The sequence below is a fragment of the Fundidesulfovibrio magnetotacticus genome (genome assembly GCF_013019105.1).
GTDB lineage: Bacteria > Desulfobacterota > Desulfovibrionia > Desulfovibrionales > Desulfovibrionaceae > Fundidesulfovibrio > Fundidesulfovibrio magnetotacticus.
Window position 1 is genome coordinate 151,245 of record NZ_BLTE01000012.1, and the last position, 18,699, is coordinate 169,943.

Below are 18,699 nucleotides of genomic sequence, written 5' to 3' on the forward strand. Positions count from 1 at the left end.
TCAGCGCATCTTGCGCAGGATGGCGTGCAGTTCCCTTCTGGTCCGCGCGATCTGGTCGGTCATGATGCCGAAAAAGAGCAGGAAAAAGCCCAGGATCAGCGAGAGCATGCTTGACGCCGTGATCTTCTGGAGCGCCCAGGCGTCGTGCAGTCCGTTCAACAGGCCCAGGGTCAGGAAGAGTCCGGCCAGGGGCAGGAACACCTTGAAGGGATTGAAGAGCATGATCATGCGCAGCATGATGAAAAGAAAACGCAGGCCGTCGCGCACGGGCTGGATGTTGGACGCTCCCCCCTGGCGGCGGCGGATGGTGGGCAGGGGCACGTACTTCACGAAGCGCCCGGCCGAGAACAGGGCCATGGTGATGGTGGTGGGGTAGGAATATCCCTGGGGGAAAAGGTGCGCGAAGTCCTCGAAGGCCGCGCGTTTCACGGCGCGGAAGCCGCTGGTGAGGTCGTCGATCTTGCGCCCCACGAGAAACTGCGCCGTGGCGATGAGCACGCGGTTGCCGAAGGCCCGGAAGCGCGACACGTCCGACTCGCTGGTGCGCGCGCCCACCACCATGTCGTAGTCGCCCACGTGCTCCAGGAGCTTGGGGATGTCCTCGGGCAGGTGCTGGCCGTCGGCGTCCATGAACACGAACACGTCGCCGTTGGCGGCGGCCGCGCCGGACTTCACGCTGGCGCCGTTGCCCAGGTTGTAGGGGTGGCGCACCACGCGCGCCCCGGCGGCCTCGGCCGCGCGGGCCGTGTCGTCGGCGGAACCGTCGTCCACGACCACGACCTCGTAGCCCCGCAGGGCCTCCAGGGACAGGATCCGCGAGACCACTCCCCCGATGTTCTCGGCCTCGTTGTAGGCCGGTATGATGATGGATACCCGCATGGCTGGCCGTCCTTACGCGCCCCGGAACACGAAGTCCAGCACCCGGGTTCCGGCGATGAGGCAGCGTTTGAGGTCGTCCAGGGAGCGCACCTGGCGGGCCGTCAGGTCCAGCAGGTAGCCCGGGCGCAGGTAGAAGCGCTTGTAGGCCTTGCGCACCAGACCCTGGAGCTCCGAGCCGGGCACGGAGCAGTAGAGCTCGTTGAAGATGCCCTCCACGTGGAGCTTGGAGAGGTCCGACGTGGAGCCGTCGCGGATCTCCGGGTGTTTCGCGGCCACGGACTCGAAGAGCGGCGTGCCCGGGTAGGGCGTGCAGATGCCGAAGGTGGCCGTGGTGGGCGAGAGCTCCTTCACGAACTCGATGGTGGCCTCGATGGTTTCGCGGGTGTCGCCGGGGTTGCCGAGCATCACGTGGGCGTGGGTGTTCATGCCCATGCGGCGGGCGGCCTGGAAGATGGTCCGGGCCTCGGGGATGCGGTAGCCCTTGCGCATGCCGTCCAGGATCTCCTGGCTGCCGGACTCGATGCCGAACTTGATGGTGTGGCAGCCGCTCTTGCGGGCCAGTTCCATGGTTTCGGGGTCGATGCCCGAGACGCGGGCGTTGGCCAGCCAGGTGAGGTCGAGCTTTTCGGCCAGGATGCCCTTGAAGATTTCGTGGTCGCGGCGCTTGTGCACGAAGAAGGTGTCGTCGCGGAAATAGACCTCGCGGAAGCCCTTGGAGGCGAGGTAGCGCATGAGCCCCAGCACGTAGCCCGCGGACTGGAAGCGCACCCTGTGGCCGTCGAACACCGGTGCGGTGCAGAAGGTGCACTTGCCGGGGCAGCCCTTGGAGGTGGTGGCCGTCATGTAGGGCAGGCGGCGCACGATGGGGTTGAAGTAGTGGATGCCCGGGGGGAGGAAGTCCACGTCGGGGTAGGGCAGGGCGTCCAGGTCTTCGATGAAGGGGTAGTCTTCGTTGACCACGGGTTGGCCGGAGGCGTCGCGGTGGCCCGTGCCGGGGACGGCGGCGGGGTCGCCTTCGCCGGCCAGGGCGCGGCAGAGGTCGCGCGCGGCGAATTCGGGCTCGCGGCGGATGATGTAGTCCACGCCCGGGGCGGCCAGGGCGTAGTGGGGCATGAAGGTGGGGTGCGAGCCGAAGACCACGGTGGTCAGGGCCGGGTTGGCGGCCTTGAGGCGCGAGAGGTACGCGGCGTCCTCGGTGAAGCTCATGGTGGAGGTGGAGCAGAGCACCACGTCGAAATCGCGCACCAGGGCGGCCACCGTCTCGGGGCCTTTCTGCTCGGCCTGGGCGTCCAGGAACACGGCGTCGCGGCCGTCCTGCCTGAGGATGGTGGCCAGCTGGATGAGCGGGAACGGCGGCACCGAGGCCCCTCCGATGCGCTTGCCCGCGCACCAGCAGCCGTAGAGCACGTCGCGCACCACGTTCTTGGCGGCCTGGGTCATGGGATTGAGCACCAGGGCGCGCAGCCTGCGCGCATCAGCCATGGCGGCGCTCCGGGGCCACCAGGGCGGCGGGAGCGCCCTGGGCGGGAAGGAAGTCCCGCAGGTCCAGGAAGTCGGCGTGGGCCACGTAGGCCACGCGGCCCTTGCGGCGCACGGCGGTCATGAGCAGGGCGCGCAGGAGCCGCGAGCCCGCCGGAAGGCGGCCCAGGGTGAGGGCGAGCAGACGCAGGGCCATGAGGGCGTAGGAAGACACTAGGCGGTCACCTCGGGGGGAGCTTCATCCTTCGAGTGAGAGGGCATCGGTCGAAAGGGCGTCCAGCCGACGCGCGGCGAGCAGGTAGTCGGCGGCCAGCGGGATGGAGTAGCGATCGTCCATCCAGAGGGGGTTTATGACAACATCCTTGCGGAGTCCAGACGCCAGGCGCTCGATCACGGGGCTTCGCAGGGCGGCCAGGCCCGAGGGATAGAGAAACTGGGTGCGCCGGGTGGTGGCGCGCCAGTCGTAGAGGCCGTTTTCGTCCACCGCGTCCAGGAGGAAGGCCTCGCAGGCGCGTAGGGAATCCAGCGCCTCGGGGTCGGCCGTGATCTCGTGGTAGCCTGCCAGCAGGGCCATGGTGATGGTGGCGTAGCCCACGTCGGGGCCGCCGTATTCGGCGTAGCAGCCGCTCGCCAGTTGCCGCGCCGCGATGGCCCGGAACTTGTCCCGGGCGGCCTTGAGGTAGCGCTCCCGGCCGGTGATGCGCCCGATGCGCGCCAGGGCCGCGCAGGCCCCGGCCATCTGGTTGGCCACCTCGGGGTTGTCGCGCGCGGCGAGCCAGTCGGCGGTGGGGGCGAAGTCCACGCGGGGCTTTTCGGGCAGCAGCTCCCAGGCCAGGGCCGCCGCCTGGGCGGACATGGACGTGGCGCAGAAGGAGCGCTCGAAGGGGTAGACCTCGTCCACGGAGCCGTCGGGATGGCGCAGGCGCGCCCAGGCCTCCACGGCGGCGCGGGCCAGGGCCCGGATGGCGGGCGCGGCCCCGGGGCGGGCGTGGGGCGCGGCCAGGGCCAGGTGCAGGGCGGCCTCCTGGAAGCGGGCGTTGGCCAGGTCCAGGAGCTTGTAGCACCAGAACGTGCGATCGAAGAGCCCGTGGGTCGGGCGTCCGGGGTCGCGGTCGCACAGGCCCAGGAAGCGCTCCAGCAGGATGAGCGAGCGCGCGCGAAGGAGCGCCGGGAGGTCAGGGGAAGCGGGCATAGGTGAGGTTCAATTCCGCCATGCATGAGTAGTAACAAGCGCGACAGTTACGCAGGCGGTCACGGACGGCCTGCATTTCCGGGGAGCGCCAGGCCTGTGCCAGGGTGCGTCCCTGAAGGTTGAAGGCGATTCGGTTCTCGTAGAAGTGGCCGCCGCAGGGCAGGATGTCGCCGTGGCAGTCCACGTAGAGGGAGAAATAGGGGGCGTAGCAGCGCCCGGGCATGGTCCCGGTGCGGAAGAATCGGCCCAGGTGGGAGATGTAGGCCCGGGAGCTGTCCATGAGGCCGTGGCGTGCGCGCAGTTCCAGGAGCCGGTCGGGGAGGGCGTCCAGGTCCGCGTCGTCGGGGGCGAAGTAGAGGCCCGGGTCTTCGGTGGGCTCACCTTGGAAGGTGTCGTGGAGGGGGTTGAGGCTCACGTTGTCCACGCCCAGGGACTTGGCCAGGGTCAGGATGTTTTCGAAGCGCGCGGCGTTGGCCCGGGAAAGCACCACGGCCAGGGTGACCAGCAGGGGGCGAGCCCCGGGGCGGGCATTGCGGGCCTCCAGGAGATTGCGCACTCCCTGGAGGGTCTTCTCGAAAGCGCCCTTGCGCCCCCGGGAGCGGTCGTGCTCCTCGGGGGTGTCGCCGTCCAGGGAGACGGCCACGGAGTCGATGCCGCATTCCACCAGGGCGCGGGCCGTGACGGGGTCGGCCAGGCGCACGCCGTTGGTGGACATGGACACGGGCACGCCCCGGTTCTTGAGCCGCTCCACGATCTCGAACACGTCGGCGCGCACCAGGGGCTCGCCGCCGGTGATGGAGACGCCTGAGACGCCAAGGTCGGCCATCTGTCCGGCCAGGTCGAGCATCGCGGGGGTGTCCATCTCGCGCGAGGGGTCCGCCTTCTTGCGCACGTTGCACATAGGGCAGGTTTCGTTGCAGCGGTAGGTGACCACCATGCCGCCGAACACCGGAGGGCACAGGGGGCGGCGCAGGTAATAGGACGCCGGAACCCCCAGCAGCTTGCGCGCCTGATCGGCGAACCAGGGCAGGTCCAGGGCCAGGAGGCGTTTTTTCAGGACGTCGAGGTGTTTTCTTCGCATGGGGTGATGTCGCGGGCTGCGTCCAGGGTCGGGCAGGAAATCGCGGCGCGGCGGAACCGGCGGTTCAGGCTTGGCCGGCCAGGCGCTTGAGCCCGCGGTAGGCCTCGTGCAGGGCGTCCACGGCGCGGCTCGCCAGGCGCAGGGCCAGGGCCTTGAGTTTCCACGCGTGTTCGACGTCCAGGCGGGCGTTGCGGTTGTAGGGGAACTCGGCCTTGAGGCTGTAGGGCGCCTCGCGGACTTTGCGCGCTTCCACGTAGAGCGAGATGGCGGGTTTGTTGTCGAAGCCGACGAAGCGGAAGTCGCGGGTGGTCTTGGTCAGAGTCCGGGCGTGCGGGTCCGTGACTTCGTAGCGCGTTCCCGCGTGCTCGATGGCGTAGGGCTCGCGCAACTCCTCCAGGGAGGATTCCCGGTAGGCCGAGTGGACCACGTCGCCGAAGCCCCACTTTTCCAGGAGGATGCGCAGCATCTCGAAGTCGTAGTTGTAGGTGTGGGCATAGGAGCCCAAAGGTTCCAGGGCGGAGTCGAAGGCCAGGGTCTGGTGGCCCGGGGAGATCACCTGGTTCATGAACATGCTTCCGAAGCCCAGGTGGTCCGCTGGGTGGATGGTGTCCTCGTTGCAGAAGTAGCTTTTGTCCTTCTCCAGGTAGGCCCTGGCGGCCTTCTCCAGGTCCGGGACGCTGATGCGCAGCAGGCCGCCCGGGCGCATGATCCGGTTGATCTCGGCCATGGACTGCTCGATCTTGAAGTGGGGGACGTGCTCCAGGGTGTGGGAGGTGTAGACCACGTCGTAGACGCCCGAGGGCAGGCGCGTGTTCCAGACCTTGCCGTGATGCTGCCACGGTTCGCGGTAAACCCCGGCCTGGCCGTCGAGCACGTCCCAGCCGGGGCGGCCCCAGGAGAGGCCTCCTCCGATGTTGATCTTCCGTTGAGCTTGTGCTGCCATGGCTGTTCTCCTGCGCATCGGCGCGAGCATCTGGCGCAGAGGTAGGGGCAAGGGCCTCCGGTGTCAACCGGCCGCCGTTGCCAGCGCCCTGGAAACCGGATAGGTTTCCGCGTCGATCGAATCCCTGGCGCGCGCGGACAGCCTTGAGCCCGCGCGGGCATCCGGAGAAGCATCCATGCTGCACGGCAAGACCGTGGCCGTCGTCGTGCCGGCCTACAACGAGGAAACGCAGATCCTGAAGGTCCTGGAGACCATGCCCGCGTTCGTGGACCGCATCGTGGTGGTCAACGACTGCTCCAAGGATCGTACGGCGGAGATCGTGCGCGACTACATGGCCCGGCACAACCAGGTCACCGCATGCCAGGGCGAGGGCTGCGAGCCCCTGGCGGCCACGCCCTACAACAAGGCCGAGCAGGTTCTGCGCACCCTGAACAAGAAGGAGATCAACTTCTTCCTGCCCTCGGAAGTGGTCAACGAGACCCCGGAGAGCGACCGGGTGATCCTCATCAACAACCTGGTCAACGGCGGCGTGGGCACGGCCATCGCACGCGGCTACAAGTTCTGCAAGGACCTGCGCATCGACTGCACCGCCGTCATGGCAGGCGACGGCCAGATGGACCCCGACGAGCTCGAAAGCATCTGCATGCCCGTGGTGGCCGAGAACATCGACTACGTGAAGGGCAACCGCCTCATCCACCGTTCGGCCTGGCTGGTGATCCCCAAGATCCGCTACCTGGGCAATTCGGTGCTCTCCATGCTCACCAAGATCGCCTCGGGCTACTGGCGCGTCTCCGACACCCAGACGGGCTACACCGCCATCTCGCGCAAGGCCCTGGAGGCCATCCGCATCCACCAGATCTATCCCAGCTACGGCATGCCCAACGACATGCTCGTGAAGCTCAACATCGCCTACTGCACCCTGCGCGAGGTGGAGATCAAGCCCGTGTACGACGTGGGCGAAAGCTCCAAGATGAAGATCGGCAAGGTGATCCCCACCGTGTCCTGGCTTCTGTGCAAGAATTTCTTCAAACGGTTGTGGATCAAGTACCTTTTCAAGGACTTCCACCCCATCTTCGTGCTCTACCACCTCTCCTTCCTGCTGCTCTTCCTGGCGGGGGGGCTGGGCATGCGCCTGCTGGGGGAGTTCATCGCGGGGCAGTCCTGGACCAGCGTGTCGCTGCTCATTTTCGCCTTCCTCTCCATCAACGGCTTCCAGTCGTTGCTCTCGGCCATGTGGATGGACATGCAGGACAACGACCGCTTCTACAAATGACGCGAGAGACCTTCCGGGGCTTCCGCCCCGGTCGGCTCTGGGCTATGGTCGCGCCCTGAACGGCCCAACCCGCTTTCCCGAGGTGTTCGATCATGCAGCGCAAGAGCTTTCCGGTCCTGACGATCCTTCTCGCGGCCCTTCTGGCCCTCTCCTGGGCCGGGCCCGCCGCTGCCCAGAACAGGGACTACGTGGCCCTGACCACCTCCAAGGGCGCCATCGTCCTGGAACTCTACCCCGACAAGGCCCCACAGACCGTGGCCAACTTCCTGTCCTACGTGAAGGAGGGCTTCTACGACGGGCTCGTCTTCCACCGCGTGATCAATGGCTTCATGATCCAGGGCGGCGGCATGGACAAGAACCTCCAGCCCAAGCAGGGACGCCCGCCCATCAAGAACGAGGCCGACAACGGGCTCAAGAACGAAGCCTACACCATCGCCATGGCCCGCACTCCGGTCCCGGACTCGGCCACCTCCCAATTCTTCATCAACGTCAAGGACAACCGCCAGCTCGACCACTCCGGCAAGACCCCCAACGGATGGGGCTACGCAGTGTTCGGCAAGGTGGTGGAGGGCCGCGAGGTGGTGGACGCTATCAAGGCCGTGCCCACCGGCATGCGCGCCGGACTTGCCGACGTGCCCGTGGAGTCCGTGGTGATCCTCAAGGCCGAGACGGTCAAACGCTGAAACGGAGGCTCGCCCCATGGCCCCGCGTTCCGGCTTCGCGCCCCGCGCCGCGCTGGCGGCGCTCGTCCTGGCTCTTGCCCTGCTGGCCGCCCCCGCCCTGGCGGGCGGCCCCTCCAAGGGCCAGACCCTCTACGTGCCGTGCTATTCCCACATCTACCACGGCATCAAGACCCGGCCCATCGACCTGACCATCACCCTCTCCGCGCGCAACACCGACCCCGCGCGCCCCGTGCGCCTGCTGGAGGTGGACTACTACGACACCGCAGGCAAGCTGGTGAAACGCCACCTGGAGAAGCCCATGGTCCTGGAGCCCCTGGCCACGGCGGAATTCATCGTGGGACAGACCGACGTGACCGGCGGCTCGGGGGCCAACTTCCTGGTGCGCTGGAGCGCGGAGGAGCCCGTGAGCCCGCTCCTGGTGGAGGCCGTGATGATCGGCACCTCGGCCCAGCAGGGCATCTCCTTCACCAGCCGGGGGTTGCCCGTGGCCGGGCGCTGACCGGCCGCCGCGCCGCCCCTGCCCCGGGGCGGGCGCGGAACAATCCACACGCTGCCGCTGCCGCACGTCCGGGCCTGGGCGTCGCGTCCCTGCGCCCCGGCGTCTCGCCGTCCGGTCCGGCCGCGGCGCACCGGAGGCCAAGCTCCCGGGTTGGCAAGCGGCCCGCTTGGGCGTATCTCCCCGGGCCATGACCCTCGAACAGTTCGCGGCCCAGCACGCCTGGCCCCTGGCGAAGCTCCTGGCCGGGCTCTGCGTGAGCCTTCTCCTGGCCAACCTCCTGGAAACCCTCAACTGGACCCGCTCCCTGGCCCGCTTCGCCCGCCCCCTGGTGCGCGCCGGGCACATGCGCGACGTGACCGGGGCCAGCTTCACCCTGGCCTTCTTCTCGGGCATGGCCGCCAACACCATGCTGGCCGAGGCCCACCGCGACGGCACGCTCAGCGACCGCGAGCTCATTCTCTCCAACCTCTTCAATTCGCTGCCCACCTACTTCCTGCACCTGCCCACCATGCTCCTGGTGGCGGGGCCGTTCATCGGCCCGGCGGCCTTCGTCTACGTGGGGCTCACCCTGGGTGCGGCGGTGTTGCGTTCGGCGGGCATCGTGGCCGCCGGGCGGGCGCTCCTGCCCAGGCCTCCGGAGGACTGCCTGGAGTGCCGCCTGCCGGAGCGCGGCCCCACCTGGCGCGAGGCCCTGGCCAAGAGCTGGCGGCGTTTCAAGCGGCGCATCGTGAAGATCTGCCTGATCACCGCGCCCATCTACGCGGCCATGGCCTGGCTCAACCAGGCGGGTTTCTTCGCGGCCGCCGAACGCTTCGTGGGCGAACGGCTGGCCTTCTTGGACTGGCTCTCGCCCAAGGCGGCCTCCATCGTGGTCTTCGGCATGGCGGCGGAGTTCACGGCGGGCCTGGCGGCCGCCGGGGCGCTTCTGAACGCCGGGGAGCTGCCCGTGAAGGAGGTGGTGCTGGCCCTTCTGGCGGGCAACATCCTCTCCACGCCCGTGCGGGCCTTCCGCCATCAGTTCCCCTACTACGCGGGCATCTTCCGCCCGGCCCTGGCCATGCGGCTCATCGTGCACAACCAGGCCTTCCGGGCCGCGAGCCTGGTGGCAGTGGGCGTGGTCTACTGGCTCGCGGCCTAGCGGCCCGTTGGCGAATCCTCTCTGGCTGCGTTGCCGGGAGGAAGCCAAACCCTCACTCGAGTGAGTTACGCTTCGGGCTTGGCTTCTTCCCATGCCTTGCCAGCGAGTTTTTGAACAGGCTGCAAGAATGGCTCTTTCAACGGGCAGCCAGTCTGCCCCGGGAACGGGAGGCGGTGATGACGCAGGCCGAAATCCAGGCGCAAGAGCTGGCCCGGCGCATCCGGTCCATGGGCAGCGAGCGCAATCGCGCGGGCATGGCGCGCTTCGGCATCAACACGGCCCGCGCCGCCGGGGTGGGCATGGCCCCCCTGCGCCCCCTGGCCCGCGCCCACCGGGGCGACCACGCCCTGGCCCTGGCCCTTTGGGACGCAGGGCTCCACGAGGCGCGCATCCTGGCCTGCATGATCGACGACCCACGCCAGGCGGACAGGGAGCAGCTGGAGCGCTGGGCGCTGGACTTGGACTCCTGGGACCTCACGGACCAGCTCTGCAACAAGCTCGTGGCGCGCTCCCCCCTGGCCTGGGAGCTGGCCTCGGTCTGGGCAGCTCGGGAGGAGGAGTTCGTGCGCCGCGCCGGGTTTTCGCTGATCGCGCAGCTGGCCGTGCACCACAAGAAGGTCCCGGACGAGGAGTTCCTGCGATTTTTCGCGCTCATCGAGGCCCACGCGTGCGATGCGCGCAACTTCGTGAAGAAGGCCGTGAACTGGGCCCTGCGCCAGTTGGGCAAACGCTCGTCCTTTCTTCGCGGGCATGCGGAGGCAACGGCCGACCGACTTCTGGCGCAGGGGTCGGCCCCGGCGCGCTGGATTGCCCGGGACGCCCTGCGCGAGCTTGCCTTCGCGCGCTCCGGTTCGCGACGGGAGAAGAAGGTGTCCGCTGTTTCTTGACGCCTGACGGTGATTTGGATAGAGGGAAGACGATGTTTCATTCGTCGTTTTCCAGGGGAGTGTCAGGATGAGGCGGTCAGTGTTTGTCGTGTTGTTGGTTTGTTTGGTCGTATTGCTGGGTGGATGCGGTATTCAAAAAGTTTCGCCTATCGAGTATCATGCCATCGACGTTCCGGCCGGGAAGAAAAGCAAATCCATCGCCCTGCGCAAGGTGGTGTCCAAAGTTTCGCGCGGAACCCGCGTGGGGAGCAAAGGCATCGGCCTGGCCTGCGCCAGGCTGAGCGACGTGACCTGGCGGGCGGGGCGCAAGGGCATCAGCGACGAGGAATGGACCAGCGCCTTCTATGAAGAGATGCGCGCGGCCAACTACACCGTGGTGGGCGACCCGGACAATCTCTTTGAGGAACGCAAATCCTCCGAGATCGTGCTCGGGGCCAAGGTCCTGGATGTGACCCACAACATCTGCTACCCCATGCCCAACATGTGGGGCTGGGGCGGGGCCATGATCTACACCGACGGCGTCGCCTCCTCCACCATCACGGTGGAGTGGCAGGTCTACGATCCCCTGGACAAGAAGGTGCTCCACACCCAGGTCACCAAGGGCGCGGCCTCGGTGGACTTCTCGGGCGACGACGCCGAGGTGAGCCTCGCGGCGGCCTTCAGCAACGCCGCCAAGGGGCTGCTGGCCGACCAGAAATTCCATCAACTGATGCTGCGCGACGACGATGCCACCCCTGCCGACGAGACTTTCGTGCCCGGCCCGGTCACGTCCGCCTCACCCGGCCCCGTGTCCGCCGACAACCCTTCCATGGGAACGGTGCCCCTGGCCAAGGGAGGCGTTTTGAGTCTGCCCGAGGTGCAAAAGCGCGTGGTGATGCTCCAGCAGGGCAGCGGCCACGGTTCGGGCTTCCTGGTGGGCGATTCCGGCCTCATCCTGACCAACGACCACGTGGTGAAGGACAGCAAGCAGATCCGGGTGGTCTACCCGGACGGCACCAGGGTTCAGGGGCGTGTCCTGAAGACGGACCCGCGCCAGGACGTGGCCCTCGTGCAGGTGGATTCTTCGTCCCTGGGCGGCTTGAAGGTCCGCCTGGAGGACCTGCCGGTGGGGAGTGACGTCTACGCCATAGGCGCGCCGTACGACAAGAACCTCCAGGGGTCGGTGAGCAAGGGCGTGGTGAGCAACTACCGGGTCAACCAGAAAGGGCGCTGGCTGCAAAGCGACACGACCATCAACGGAGGCAACAGCGGCGGCCCGCTGGTGGACGCTCAGGGCCGTGTTGTGGGCATGTGTTCCTGGAGTGTGAGAGCCGATGACGTGGTAGGCTTGAACTTTTTCGTGCCCATCGCCGACGCCCTGCGGGTGATGGGGCTTTCGGCCCAGTAGTCCGACGGAGTGCGGCCCGGTCCGGCCGGTTCCGGCAGGAAGCGGACGCCGGGTCCATGCGCCCGGCTGATTCTCCGGCCAGGCCGGGCAGGGTGAGGCGTTCGCCATGTCCAGCGGATCGGCTCCGCTGCCGGGGCCGGAACTCTTTGCCGTCATCCCGAACGGCGCGTCCCTGTCGGTGATGCATCAAGATGCCAAGCGCCGTCGCGGCGACACCTGTCCGCGACGGCGTTTGGCATTCCCGCGCGGAAGCGCCGCCCGGGAAGGGGGCGGGCCTCCGGCGGGGACCTCGTCTCGCGGCGCGGCTACCGGATGAGCCGCCCGGCGAAGTTGCTGCCAATGGTGATGGCCGAGCCCAGGATGGGGTTGAACATGCCCGCCACGCCGCCCACCAGGCTGCCCGCCGAGGCGATGAGCCCCCCCGCCGAGTTCTGGGACGACAGGTTGGCCTGCTCGCGCATCATTTTCTTCTGCCAGCGCTCCACCTCGGGGTCCACGTTGGACCAGATGCCCCAGGTGCGGTTCCAGGCGGCCTCGTTCTGGTCCGTGTCCCAGGAGAGGCGCTGCATGTTCCAGTCCTGGAGGCTCTGGGCCATCATGTTGTTGTAGTTCACCTGCCGCTGGGCCATGGCGTCGTTCCAGTCGCGCTGGGCGGTGGAGGCGTTCCAGTTCCAGTCGTTGGCCTGGGAGTTGTCCTGGAAGAGCAGGTTCTGCATCTGCTCGTTCTCGGAGAGACGGTTCTGCCAGACGTTGTAGGCCATCTGGTTGGACGCGTCGTTCTCGCGCATGCGCGCCTGCCAGGCGGCCATGGCCTGGTCCTGGGCGTAGCGCTGGTCCTGGGCCTGGAAGTCGTAGCGTTTGGCGGCGGCGTTGGCCGCGTTGCCGGTCAGCGCGTCCATGTAGCTTTCGGTGACCTGGCCGTCCATTTGACGGGTGAACTGGCTGGAGCCGTAGAGGCCCCGGGAGGAGTAGGCGTCGGCCAGGTCGCGTTTCGCCGTCTCGTAGGCCTTCTGGGCCGCGCGCTCGCCGGGGGCCTTGAGCGAGAGTTCGTAGCGGTCGTAGTCGCCGTCCCGGAAACCCTTGTAGTCGGGCGCGGCCTGGGCGTAGGTTTTGTAGGAGGGATCGGCGCCGGGAGCGTACTTCTGGTAATTGAAGCTCTGGTAGGAAGGGGCGCTCCATGGGGTGTTGGCCGGGGCCTGGGCCTTGTTGCCCCACCATTGGGCGTCGTTCAGGAAGGAGGCCTTGCCGTAGGGGTCCACGTTGTTCTGGTTGGCGAAGATGTGGGCCTGCTGGAGGCCGAAGGTGGAAGGACCGTTGTAGTCCATGGGGATTCTCCTTTCGGTTAGCCGGCGGCCAGGGCCATCTCGGCCAGGCACTGCCGGAGCCGGACGCGTCCGGCGGTTGTGGCGATCTGGAAGGAAAGGGCCCGGTCGCGCACGCGCGCGCGGGCCACGTCCTGGGTTTCCGACGACGCCCCGAGGGGCTGCGAGGCCTGTTCCAGGGGAGCGTCGGCGTCCGCAAGCCTGCCCAGGCCGGGGTCGGCCTGCCAGGTGTAGAGCGTCACGGGGCTCACCTGGTCCGCGCCCAGCACCTGGAGCGCGCCCTGGCCTGGCGTGAGGGCCTCGAAGTCCAGGCGGACGGAGCGCAGGATCATCCCCCCCGGCGCCGTGAACATCTTGGAGCGCACCAGGGCCTTGATGGGCGCGAAGTCCCCGGGCTGCACCTCGTCGCGCGATTCGCCCAGGCCCAGGCGGTAGAGCCGTCCGCCTCGGCCCGCCAGGAAGATGCGCTCCCCGGCCTGGCAGCACGCGCCCAGGAAGAGGCCCTGGAAGTCCAGGCGGGTCCAGGCCGCGTTGTGGGGATGGTAGACCAGCACCTGGGAATCGCCCTCCACGAAGGCCAGGAGCACGGCCAGCCGGGGCAGGAAACGCATGGAGGCCACGCGCTTGCCGTTCAGCGACGGGTTCACCGGGCGGCCCGCGCCGCCCACCTGGAGGTCGCCGTACTGCTGCACGCCCGCCAGGTCGAAGATGCCGCCGGGCCCGGCGAAGAGCAGGTTGTTGCCCACGTGCTCCACGCAGTGTCCCGAGTGGGCCGTGAGGTTGCGCGAGAGCTGGGTGAGGCCCCAGCCCGAGGTCGGTCCTGCCGTCTGGAGGCGCATGATGCGCTTGCCCGAATCCCCGGCCTTGAAGACCAGCAGGTCCTGCCCGATCACTCCGAAGCCCGTCACCCGCAGTCCGTCGCCGTAGCCCGCGCGCAAGAAGATCGCGCCGCCGTCGGCGATGTCCCAGTCGGTTTCGTCGTAGGGGCCGCAGAGGGCCACGCCGTCCAGGTCCTGGGCGGAGTTGGCCGCGAGGCGTCCGCCGATCTCGGCCACGGCCGAGGCCGAAGGCGAGCCCTCCAGGTCCTCCACGGTCTCCCCGTCCCAGGCGCGCAGGCAGGGCCCGCCGTCTGCGATCACCAGCCTGCCGTGGAAGGTGCACAAGCCCGGGGTGATGCCCTGCTGGTCCAGATCGGCCACGTGGTTCCAGGCCGGGGGCGAAACGGACTCGTCCAGGCTGTGGAGCTTGCCGTCCGCCGTGGCGGCCACGAGGCAACCGGTGAGGGTGTCCTTTTCGTACCAGTGCAGGGCCGTGATGTCCGGGCCGCCCGGGGGCGGCTCGGCGGCGCAGACCAGCCCGGGACGGGTGGCGAGGACGTTGCGCGTCTCCTCGTAGTACATGTTGCGGGCTTCCGAGAGCTGGTTGGGGGCCAGGGCCTCGGGGCCTTGGGACAGGTCCAGCCCGCCGTCGAAGGTGACGGGGGTTGAATTCACGGTGCGGTGCTTGACGCTTGATCTCGCCATCGACGCTCCTTGCCAGGGTCGCGGCGATTATCGCCAGACGCGCTGGGAAATCCACCCACATAGCGCTATGTGGGCAGAAAGTGCGGGATGGCGTGGGAGATGCGCGCCGGAGGGATGTGCTGGCGGACGGGTCAGCCGCGCAGCAGGAAGGCCGCCACGCGGTGCGTCACGTCGCGGTCGGCGTGGATTTCCGGGCGCGGGGCCACGGTCCAGTCCCAGGCGTCCAGGGGGGGCGGCAGTTGGAGGCCTGGCAGGGGGTCATCCCCGCGCGGCCCGGGGGGCCATGCCGTGTCGGTGAGGAGCAGGCGCACGCCCGGCAGCGTGCGCAGCCAGTCCAGGTGGGCGGCCAGCACGGCGCGGTGGAAGGCTTCCAACTCGTCGGCATCGTAACGCCCAGCGGCTTCCAGGCGTGCCAGGGGGGCCAGGGGAAGCTGGGAAAGGCAGTTGGCGGAGACGGTCAGGTCAGGGGAGAGGTCGCGGTAGAGGGCGGGGTCGGCTGGTCGGGGCAGGCGTCCCTGGAGGACCTCCTGCCATGTGCCGGTGAGGTCCACGGCGTCCAGGCGCACGCCGGGCAGGGACCGGGCGCGCCAGCGCACGTTGAGCGGATGCACAGCGTCGGCCAGGACCACGCGGCGAAAGCGCGCGGCCAGCTCTTCCAGGGGGATGTCCAGGAGGCGGCCGGAACCGAGGACCAGGGCTGTGCCGCCGCCCTGGCAGGCGTCGGCGGCCTGGAGGATGTGGGCGCGGCAGCGCTCCAGGTGGGGCCGCCAGGCCTCGCGGCAGCGGCGGTGGCGCGCGCCGATGGCCACGGACTCGCGCAGGAGCCCCATCCGGCGGGCCGGGGCGGGGCAGGGCGTGAGGAGGTGTTCGAGGGCTTCGGCCAGCATGGGCGTGTTTGTTCTCGTAGCGGGCCGTTGCCCCGCGCCCACGGGGCGTCAGGCCGCACCAGGGCGTCCGGTGAAACCCGCGAAGCAATTGCCGGGTCCAGGGGGGGCTCCCCCCTGGCGGGTGAGTCCAGAGAGGGCGGCGCCCTCTCTGGCCGCCGGAGGCTCTTCTCTTCTCTTCTCTTCTCTACTCTACTCTGTCGGCCTACGCCTCCAACTGGTTGCCGCGCAGGGAGGTGATGATGGTTTCCAGAGAGTCGCTCTGGTGGGCCAGCTCGTGGAGGATCTCCTCGGAGCGGGTCATGCCCTGGGCGATGCGTCCGGCCAGTTCGCGGATTTCGTCCACGGAGCGGTTGATCTCCTCGCTGGCGGCGGACTGTTCTTCGCTGGCGGTGGCGATGGAGCGCACCTGGTCCAGGGCGTGTTCCACCAGGGAGACGATTTCGGCCAGGGCCGCGCCGGAAGTGCGGGCCAGTTCGCTGGCCTTGGTGGCGGCGTCGGCCATGCCCACCACCTTGCGGGCGTTGTCCAGGGTGCCGTTCTGGATGGCGGAGATGGTGGAGCCCACTTCCTTGGTGGCGGTCATGGTCTTTTCGGCGAGCTTGCGCACCTCGTCGGCCACCACGGCGAAGCCGCGCCCGTGCTCGCCGGCGCGCGCGGCCTCGATGGCGGCGTTGAGGGCCAGGAGGTTGGTCTGGTCGGCGATGTCGGAGATGGTGGTCATCACCTGGTCCACGGCCTTGGTCTGCGCGGCGAGGCCGTCCATGGCCTGTTTGAGTTCCCCGGCCAGGGAGTCCACCCCGGCGATGGCGGAGACGGCCTGGTCCACGAGGGAGCGGCCCTCCAGGGCCTTCTGGCTTGCGGCGTCGGTCTGACCGGCGGCGTCGTGCGCGCCCTTGGCCACTTCAAGGATGGTGGCGGTCATCTGTTCCATGGCGGTGGCGGTCTGCATGGTGCGGTCCTGCTGGGCGTGGGCGTCCTGGACGGCCTCGCCCATCTGGCGCGAGAGCACGCCGGAGGAGTCGTTGACGCCCTTGACCACGCCTTCCAGGCGTCCAGCTGCTTCGGCCAGGCCCTCCAGACGGGAGCGTTCCGCGCGGCAGCCCGCTTCCTCCGCCTGGCGCAGGGCCTCCTGGGCTCGTTGCGTCTCGGCGTGGGCCAGGGCCTCCTTGTCGGCGATGCTGGCGAGGTTGGCCTTGAGTGTGGCCACCATGTCGGAGAGGGTCTGGGAGAGTTCGCGAAGCTCCACGCAGCTGGTCTGTGTTTCGAGCTGTTTGTCCAGGTTGCCGCCCGCCACGTCCTTGGCGAAGTCGAGGCAGCGGGTGAGGGGGCTTGTGACCACCTTCACGGAGAGCAGCCAAATGGCCCCGGTGAGCACGATGGTCACCAGGGCGGCCAGGAGGGCCTGCTGGTTGATGGAGGAGCGCACCATGGCGTTGAGGTCATCCATGGGGGCCTCCACCACGAAGACCCAGCCGGTGAAGGGGTCTCGTTGCACGGCGGCCAGGCGGCCGTCGGAGGCCTCGACGAGCTGGGCGGTTTTGACGTCCAGGGCCTTGCGGATGAGTTCGTCCTTGGCGGCCTCGTCCTTGAGGAGCTGCCCCTTGTCGGGGTGCGCGATGGCCTTGCCGTCGGGCTCGAAGATTAGCACGCGGCCTGTGGAGCCGATGCGGATCTCGGAGGCCTCGCCGGTGAGGGAGTCGAGCCCCACGGCGGCGGTGAGCACCCCGATGACCGCGCCGGACTCGTTCTTCACGGGCACGGCCACCACGAGGACGTTCTTGTTGGAGATGCGGCTCAGCAGCGCCTTGGAGATGAAGTAGGGCTTGCCGCCGCTGGTCACGGCCTTGAAGTAGTCGCGGTCGGCCATGTTGGCCTTGACCAGCGGGCCGGGGAGGCTCGTGCCCGCCAGGTCGCCCTTGATGGTGTAGAGGCTCACGTAGTCGATGCCCAGGCTCTTGTAGGAGGCCACCGTGGCGGCAAGGCGTTTCTGGAAGGCTTCGTGTCCGTCACCCGTGGCGGCCGTGGACCGGGTGACGGCGATGTCCGTCCAGGTGCGCAGGGCCTCGGTCTTGAGGGCCATGGAGGAGGCGATGTCGCGCACGATGGTCTGGGCCACGATGGGCATGTCGGAGCGCAGCATGGTGGCGGCGGAGTCGCGCGTGGCGCTGGCCCCCAGCCAGACGAGCCCCCCGAGGCCTGCCGTTACCACGAATAGAACCGGTGCGAGAAAGGCGGCCTTGAGCGAAAGTCTCATGCTGGGACCTCCATGGTGAGCCCGGGGTGGACGGGCGACGTACGACTGTACAGCGAAGCGGCTGTCCCCCGGAACTGAGGACGCGCGTTGACCGGGGTGAGGGCTGCCGGTCCGAGGCGTTGCATCCCGTGGATTCCGGATCGACCCTAGATCAGGATGTTCCGGGATTCAAGCAGTTTGCCTTATTTCATGATCATGACGATAAGGGCGGCCCCGAAGGGCCGCCCTGCACGCTACAATTCGTTGGGCAGTTCCTTCAGCTGGGCGTAGGTGAAAACCGGCCCGTCCATGCAAACGTACTTGGTGCCGATGTTGCAGCGCCCGCAGATGCCCACCCCGCACTTCATGCGCTTCTCCAGGGTGGTGACGATCTGGTCGTCCTCGAAGCCCAGCTTCTTCAGGGCCTGGAGCGTGAACTTGATCATGATGGGCGGGCCGCAGGTGACGGCCACGGCGTTCTTGGACTTGGGGGCCATTTCCAGAAGCACGTTGGGGATGAGCCCCACCTTGTGCTCCCAGCCCGGGGCCTCGCGGTCGATGGTGAGCACGGTTTCCATGTCCTTCCGGGTGGTCCACTCGGGCAGTTCGTAGCGGAAGGCCATGTCCTCGGGGCTGCGAGCGCCGTAGAGCAGGGTGATCTTGCCGTAGTCCTCGCGGTTGTCCAGCATGAAGAGGAGCAGCGTGCGCAGGGGGGCCATGCCGATGCCGCCGCCCACGAACACAATGTCCTTGCCCTTCATGGACTCGTAGGGGAAGGCGTTGCCCAGGGGGGCGCGCACGCCCACCTGGTCCCCGGCCTTGAGCGTGTGCAGCTTGGCCGTGACCTCGCCCGCCATCATCACGGAGAACTGGAGGTAGTCCATGCGCGTGGGGGGCGAGTTGATCACGAAGGTGGATTCGCCCACGCCGAACACGGAGAGCTGGCCCACCTGGCCTGGTTCGTAGCGGAAGGCCGCCATGCGCCCGGGGTTGTTCAGGCGCACGCGGAAGGTCTTGATGGTGGGGGTTTCCTGGACGGTCTCCACCACGGTGGCGATCTCGGGCAGATAGGGATTGCTTGCGGTCATGGAGGGCTCCCTACTTGGTTTCCGGCTTGGCGGCGGGGAGTTCCACGCCCTTGCGCACGATCTCGCGGATGTCCACGCTGGCCGGGCAGTACTTGATGCAGCGCCCGCAGCCGCAGCAGGCGATGACGCCGCCGTGGATGTCCGGATAGTAGCTGAACTTGTGACCCACGCGGTTTTTCAGCCGGTGGGCCTTGGTGGGCCGGGG

The 18,699-nt window shown here is 68.2% G+C and carries 18 protein-coding genes; 6 read left to right on the forward strand and 12 right to left on the reverse strand.

The features are described from left to right. The 6 genes from NNJEOMEG_RS13610 to NNJEOMEG_RS13635 all read right to left on the reverse strand — a co-directional run bounded on the left by NNJEOMEG_RS13610 (position 1) and on the right by NNJEOMEG_RS13635 (position 5,574). Positions 1-879 (reverse strand): glycosyltransferase family 2 protein, encoded by an 879-nt coding sequence (locus tag NNJEOMEG_RS13610; protein WP_173085346.1) that lies wholly within the window; start codon positions 877-879, stop codon positions 1-3. Positions 880-891: 12 nt separating this feature from the next. Next, positions 892-2,361, reverse strand: a complete 1,470-nt coding sequence (locus NNJEOMEG_RS13615) for a B12-binding domain-containing radical SAM protein (RefSeq protein WP_173085348.1) — start codon at positions 2,359-2,361, stop codon at positions 892-894. Next, entirely contained in the window at positions 2,354-2,572 is a 219-nt protein-coding gene (locus NNJEOMEG_RS13620) for a hypothetical protein (protein WP_173085350.1), read from the reverse strand. The genes NNJEOMEG_RS13615 and NNJEOMEG_RS13620 overlap by 8 nt, the downstream gene beginning before the upstream one ends. 24 nt (positions 2,573-2,596) lie before the next feature. Then, positions 2,597-3,550 (reverse strand): hypothetical protein, encoded by a 954-nt coding sequence (locus tag NNJEOMEG_RS20995; protein WP_173085352.1) that lies wholly within the window; start codon positions 3,548-3,550, stop codon positions 2,597-2,599. Beyond that, on the reverse strand, positions 3,534-4,631 hold the full coding sequence (locus NNJEOMEG_RS13630) for a radical SAM protein (RefSeq protein ID WP_173085354.1): 1,098 nt from the start codon (positions 4,629-4,631) through the stop codon (positions 3,534-3,536). Before NNJEOMEG_RS13630 ends, NNJEOMEG_RS20995 begins: the two co-directional genes overlap by 17 nt. Positions 4,632-4,695: 64 nt before the next feature. Next, entirely contained in the window at positions 4,696-5,574 is an 879-nt protein-coding gene (locus NNJEOMEG_RS13635; protein ID WP_173085356.1) for a class I SAM-dependent methyltransferase, read from the reverse strand. A gap of 175 nt (positions 5,575-5,749) precedes the next feature. On the opposite strand from NNJEOMEG_RS13635, the gene NNJEOMEG_RS13640 reads away from it, so the two are divergent. From NNJEOMEG_RS13640 to NNJEOMEG_RS13665, 6 genes are all read left to right on the forward strand, one after another. Beyond that, positions 5,750-6,847: a glycosyltransferase family 2 protein gene (locus NNJEOMEG_RS13640; protein ID WP_173085358.1), complete on the forward strand. Its 1,098-nt coding sequence runs from the start codon at positions 5,750-5,752 to the stop codon at positions 6,845-6,847. 92 nt (positions 6,848-6,939) lie between these two features. Next, a complete protein-coding gene (locus NNJEOMEG_RS13645) occupies positions 6,940-7,530 on the forward strand; it encodes a peptidylprolyl isomerase (protein ID WP_173085374.1) in 591 nt (196 codons plus the stop codon). 16 nt (positions 7,531-7,546) lie between these two features. After that, positions 7,547-8,029 (forward strand): DUF3124 domain-containing protein, encoded by a 483-nt coding sequence (locus tag NNJEOMEG_RS13650; RefSeq protein WP_173085376.1) that lies wholly within the window; start codon positions 7,547-7,549, stop codon positions 8,027-8,029. A gap of 187 nt (positions 8,030-8,216) precedes the next feature. Further along, on the forward strand, positions 8,217-9,167 hold the full coding sequence (locus NNJEOMEG_RS13655) for a hypothetical protein (protein ID WP_173085378.1): 951 nt from the start codon (positions 8,217-8,219) through the stop codon (positions 9,165-9,167). Between the two features lie 176 nt (positions 9,168-9,343). Then, a complete protein-coding gene (locus NNJEOMEG_RS13660; RefSeq protein WP_173085380.1) occupies positions 9,344-10,054 on the forward strand; it encodes a DNA alkylation repair protein in 711 nt (236 codons plus the stop codon). A 241-nt stretch (positions 10,055-10,295) separates the two neighbouring features. After that, positions 10,296-11,441 carry a S1C family serine protease gene (locus NNJEOMEG_RS13665; protein WP_173085382.1) on the forward strand — a complete coding sequence of 382 codons (1,146 nt, stop codon included), beginning with the start codon at positions 10,296-10,298 and terminating at the stop codon, positions 11,439-11,441. Positions 11,442-11,746: 305 nt separating this feature from the next. Here NNJEOMEG_RS13665 and NNJEOMEG_RS13670 read toward each other — a convergent pair whose 3' ends face one another. The 6 genes from NNJEOMEG_RS13670 to NNJEOMEG_RS13695 form a co-directional block, all read right to left on the reverse strand. Next, positions 11,747-12,766: a hypothetical protein gene (locus NNJEOMEG_RS13670; protein WP_173085384.1), complete on the reverse strand. Its 1,020-nt coding sequence runs from the start codon at positions 12,764-12,766 to the stop codon at positions 11,747-11,749. Between the two features lie 17 nt (positions 12,767-12,783). After that, positions 12,784-14,286 (reverse strand): hypothetical protein, encoded by a 1,503-nt coding sequence (locus NNJEOMEG_RS13675; RefSeq protein ID WP_173085386.1) that lies wholly within the window; start codon positions 14,284-14,286, stop codon positions 12,784-12,786. Between the two features lie 131 nt (positions 14,287-14,417). Continuing rightward, on the reverse strand, positions 14,418-15,173 hold the full coding sequence (locus NNJEOMEG_RS13680; protein WP_173085388.1) for a hypothetical protein: 756 nt from the start codon (positions 15,171-15,173) through the stop codon (positions 14,418-14,420). Positions 15,174-15,375: 202 nt separating this feature from the next. Next, positions 15,376-17,427, reverse strand: a complete 2,052-nt coding sequence (locus tag NNJEOMEG_RS13685; protein WP_173085390.1) for a methyl-accepting chemotaxis protein — start codon at positions 17,425-17,427, stop codon at positions 15,376-15,378. 233 nt (positions 17,428-17,660) lie between these two features. Beyond that, positions 17,661-18,494, reverse strand: coding sequence for an FAD/NAD(P)-binding protein (locus tag NNJEOMEG_RS13690; RefSeq protein WP_173085392.1), 834 nt, complete (start codon positions 18,492-18,494; stop codon positions 17,661-17,663). A gap of 10 nt (positions 18,495-18,504) precedes the next feature. Then, positions 18,505-18,699 (reverse strand): 4Fe-4S dicluster domain-containing protein (locus tag NNJEOMEG_RS13695; RefSeq protein ID WP_173085394.1); only part of this gene is annotated, 195 nt, incomplete at its 5' end.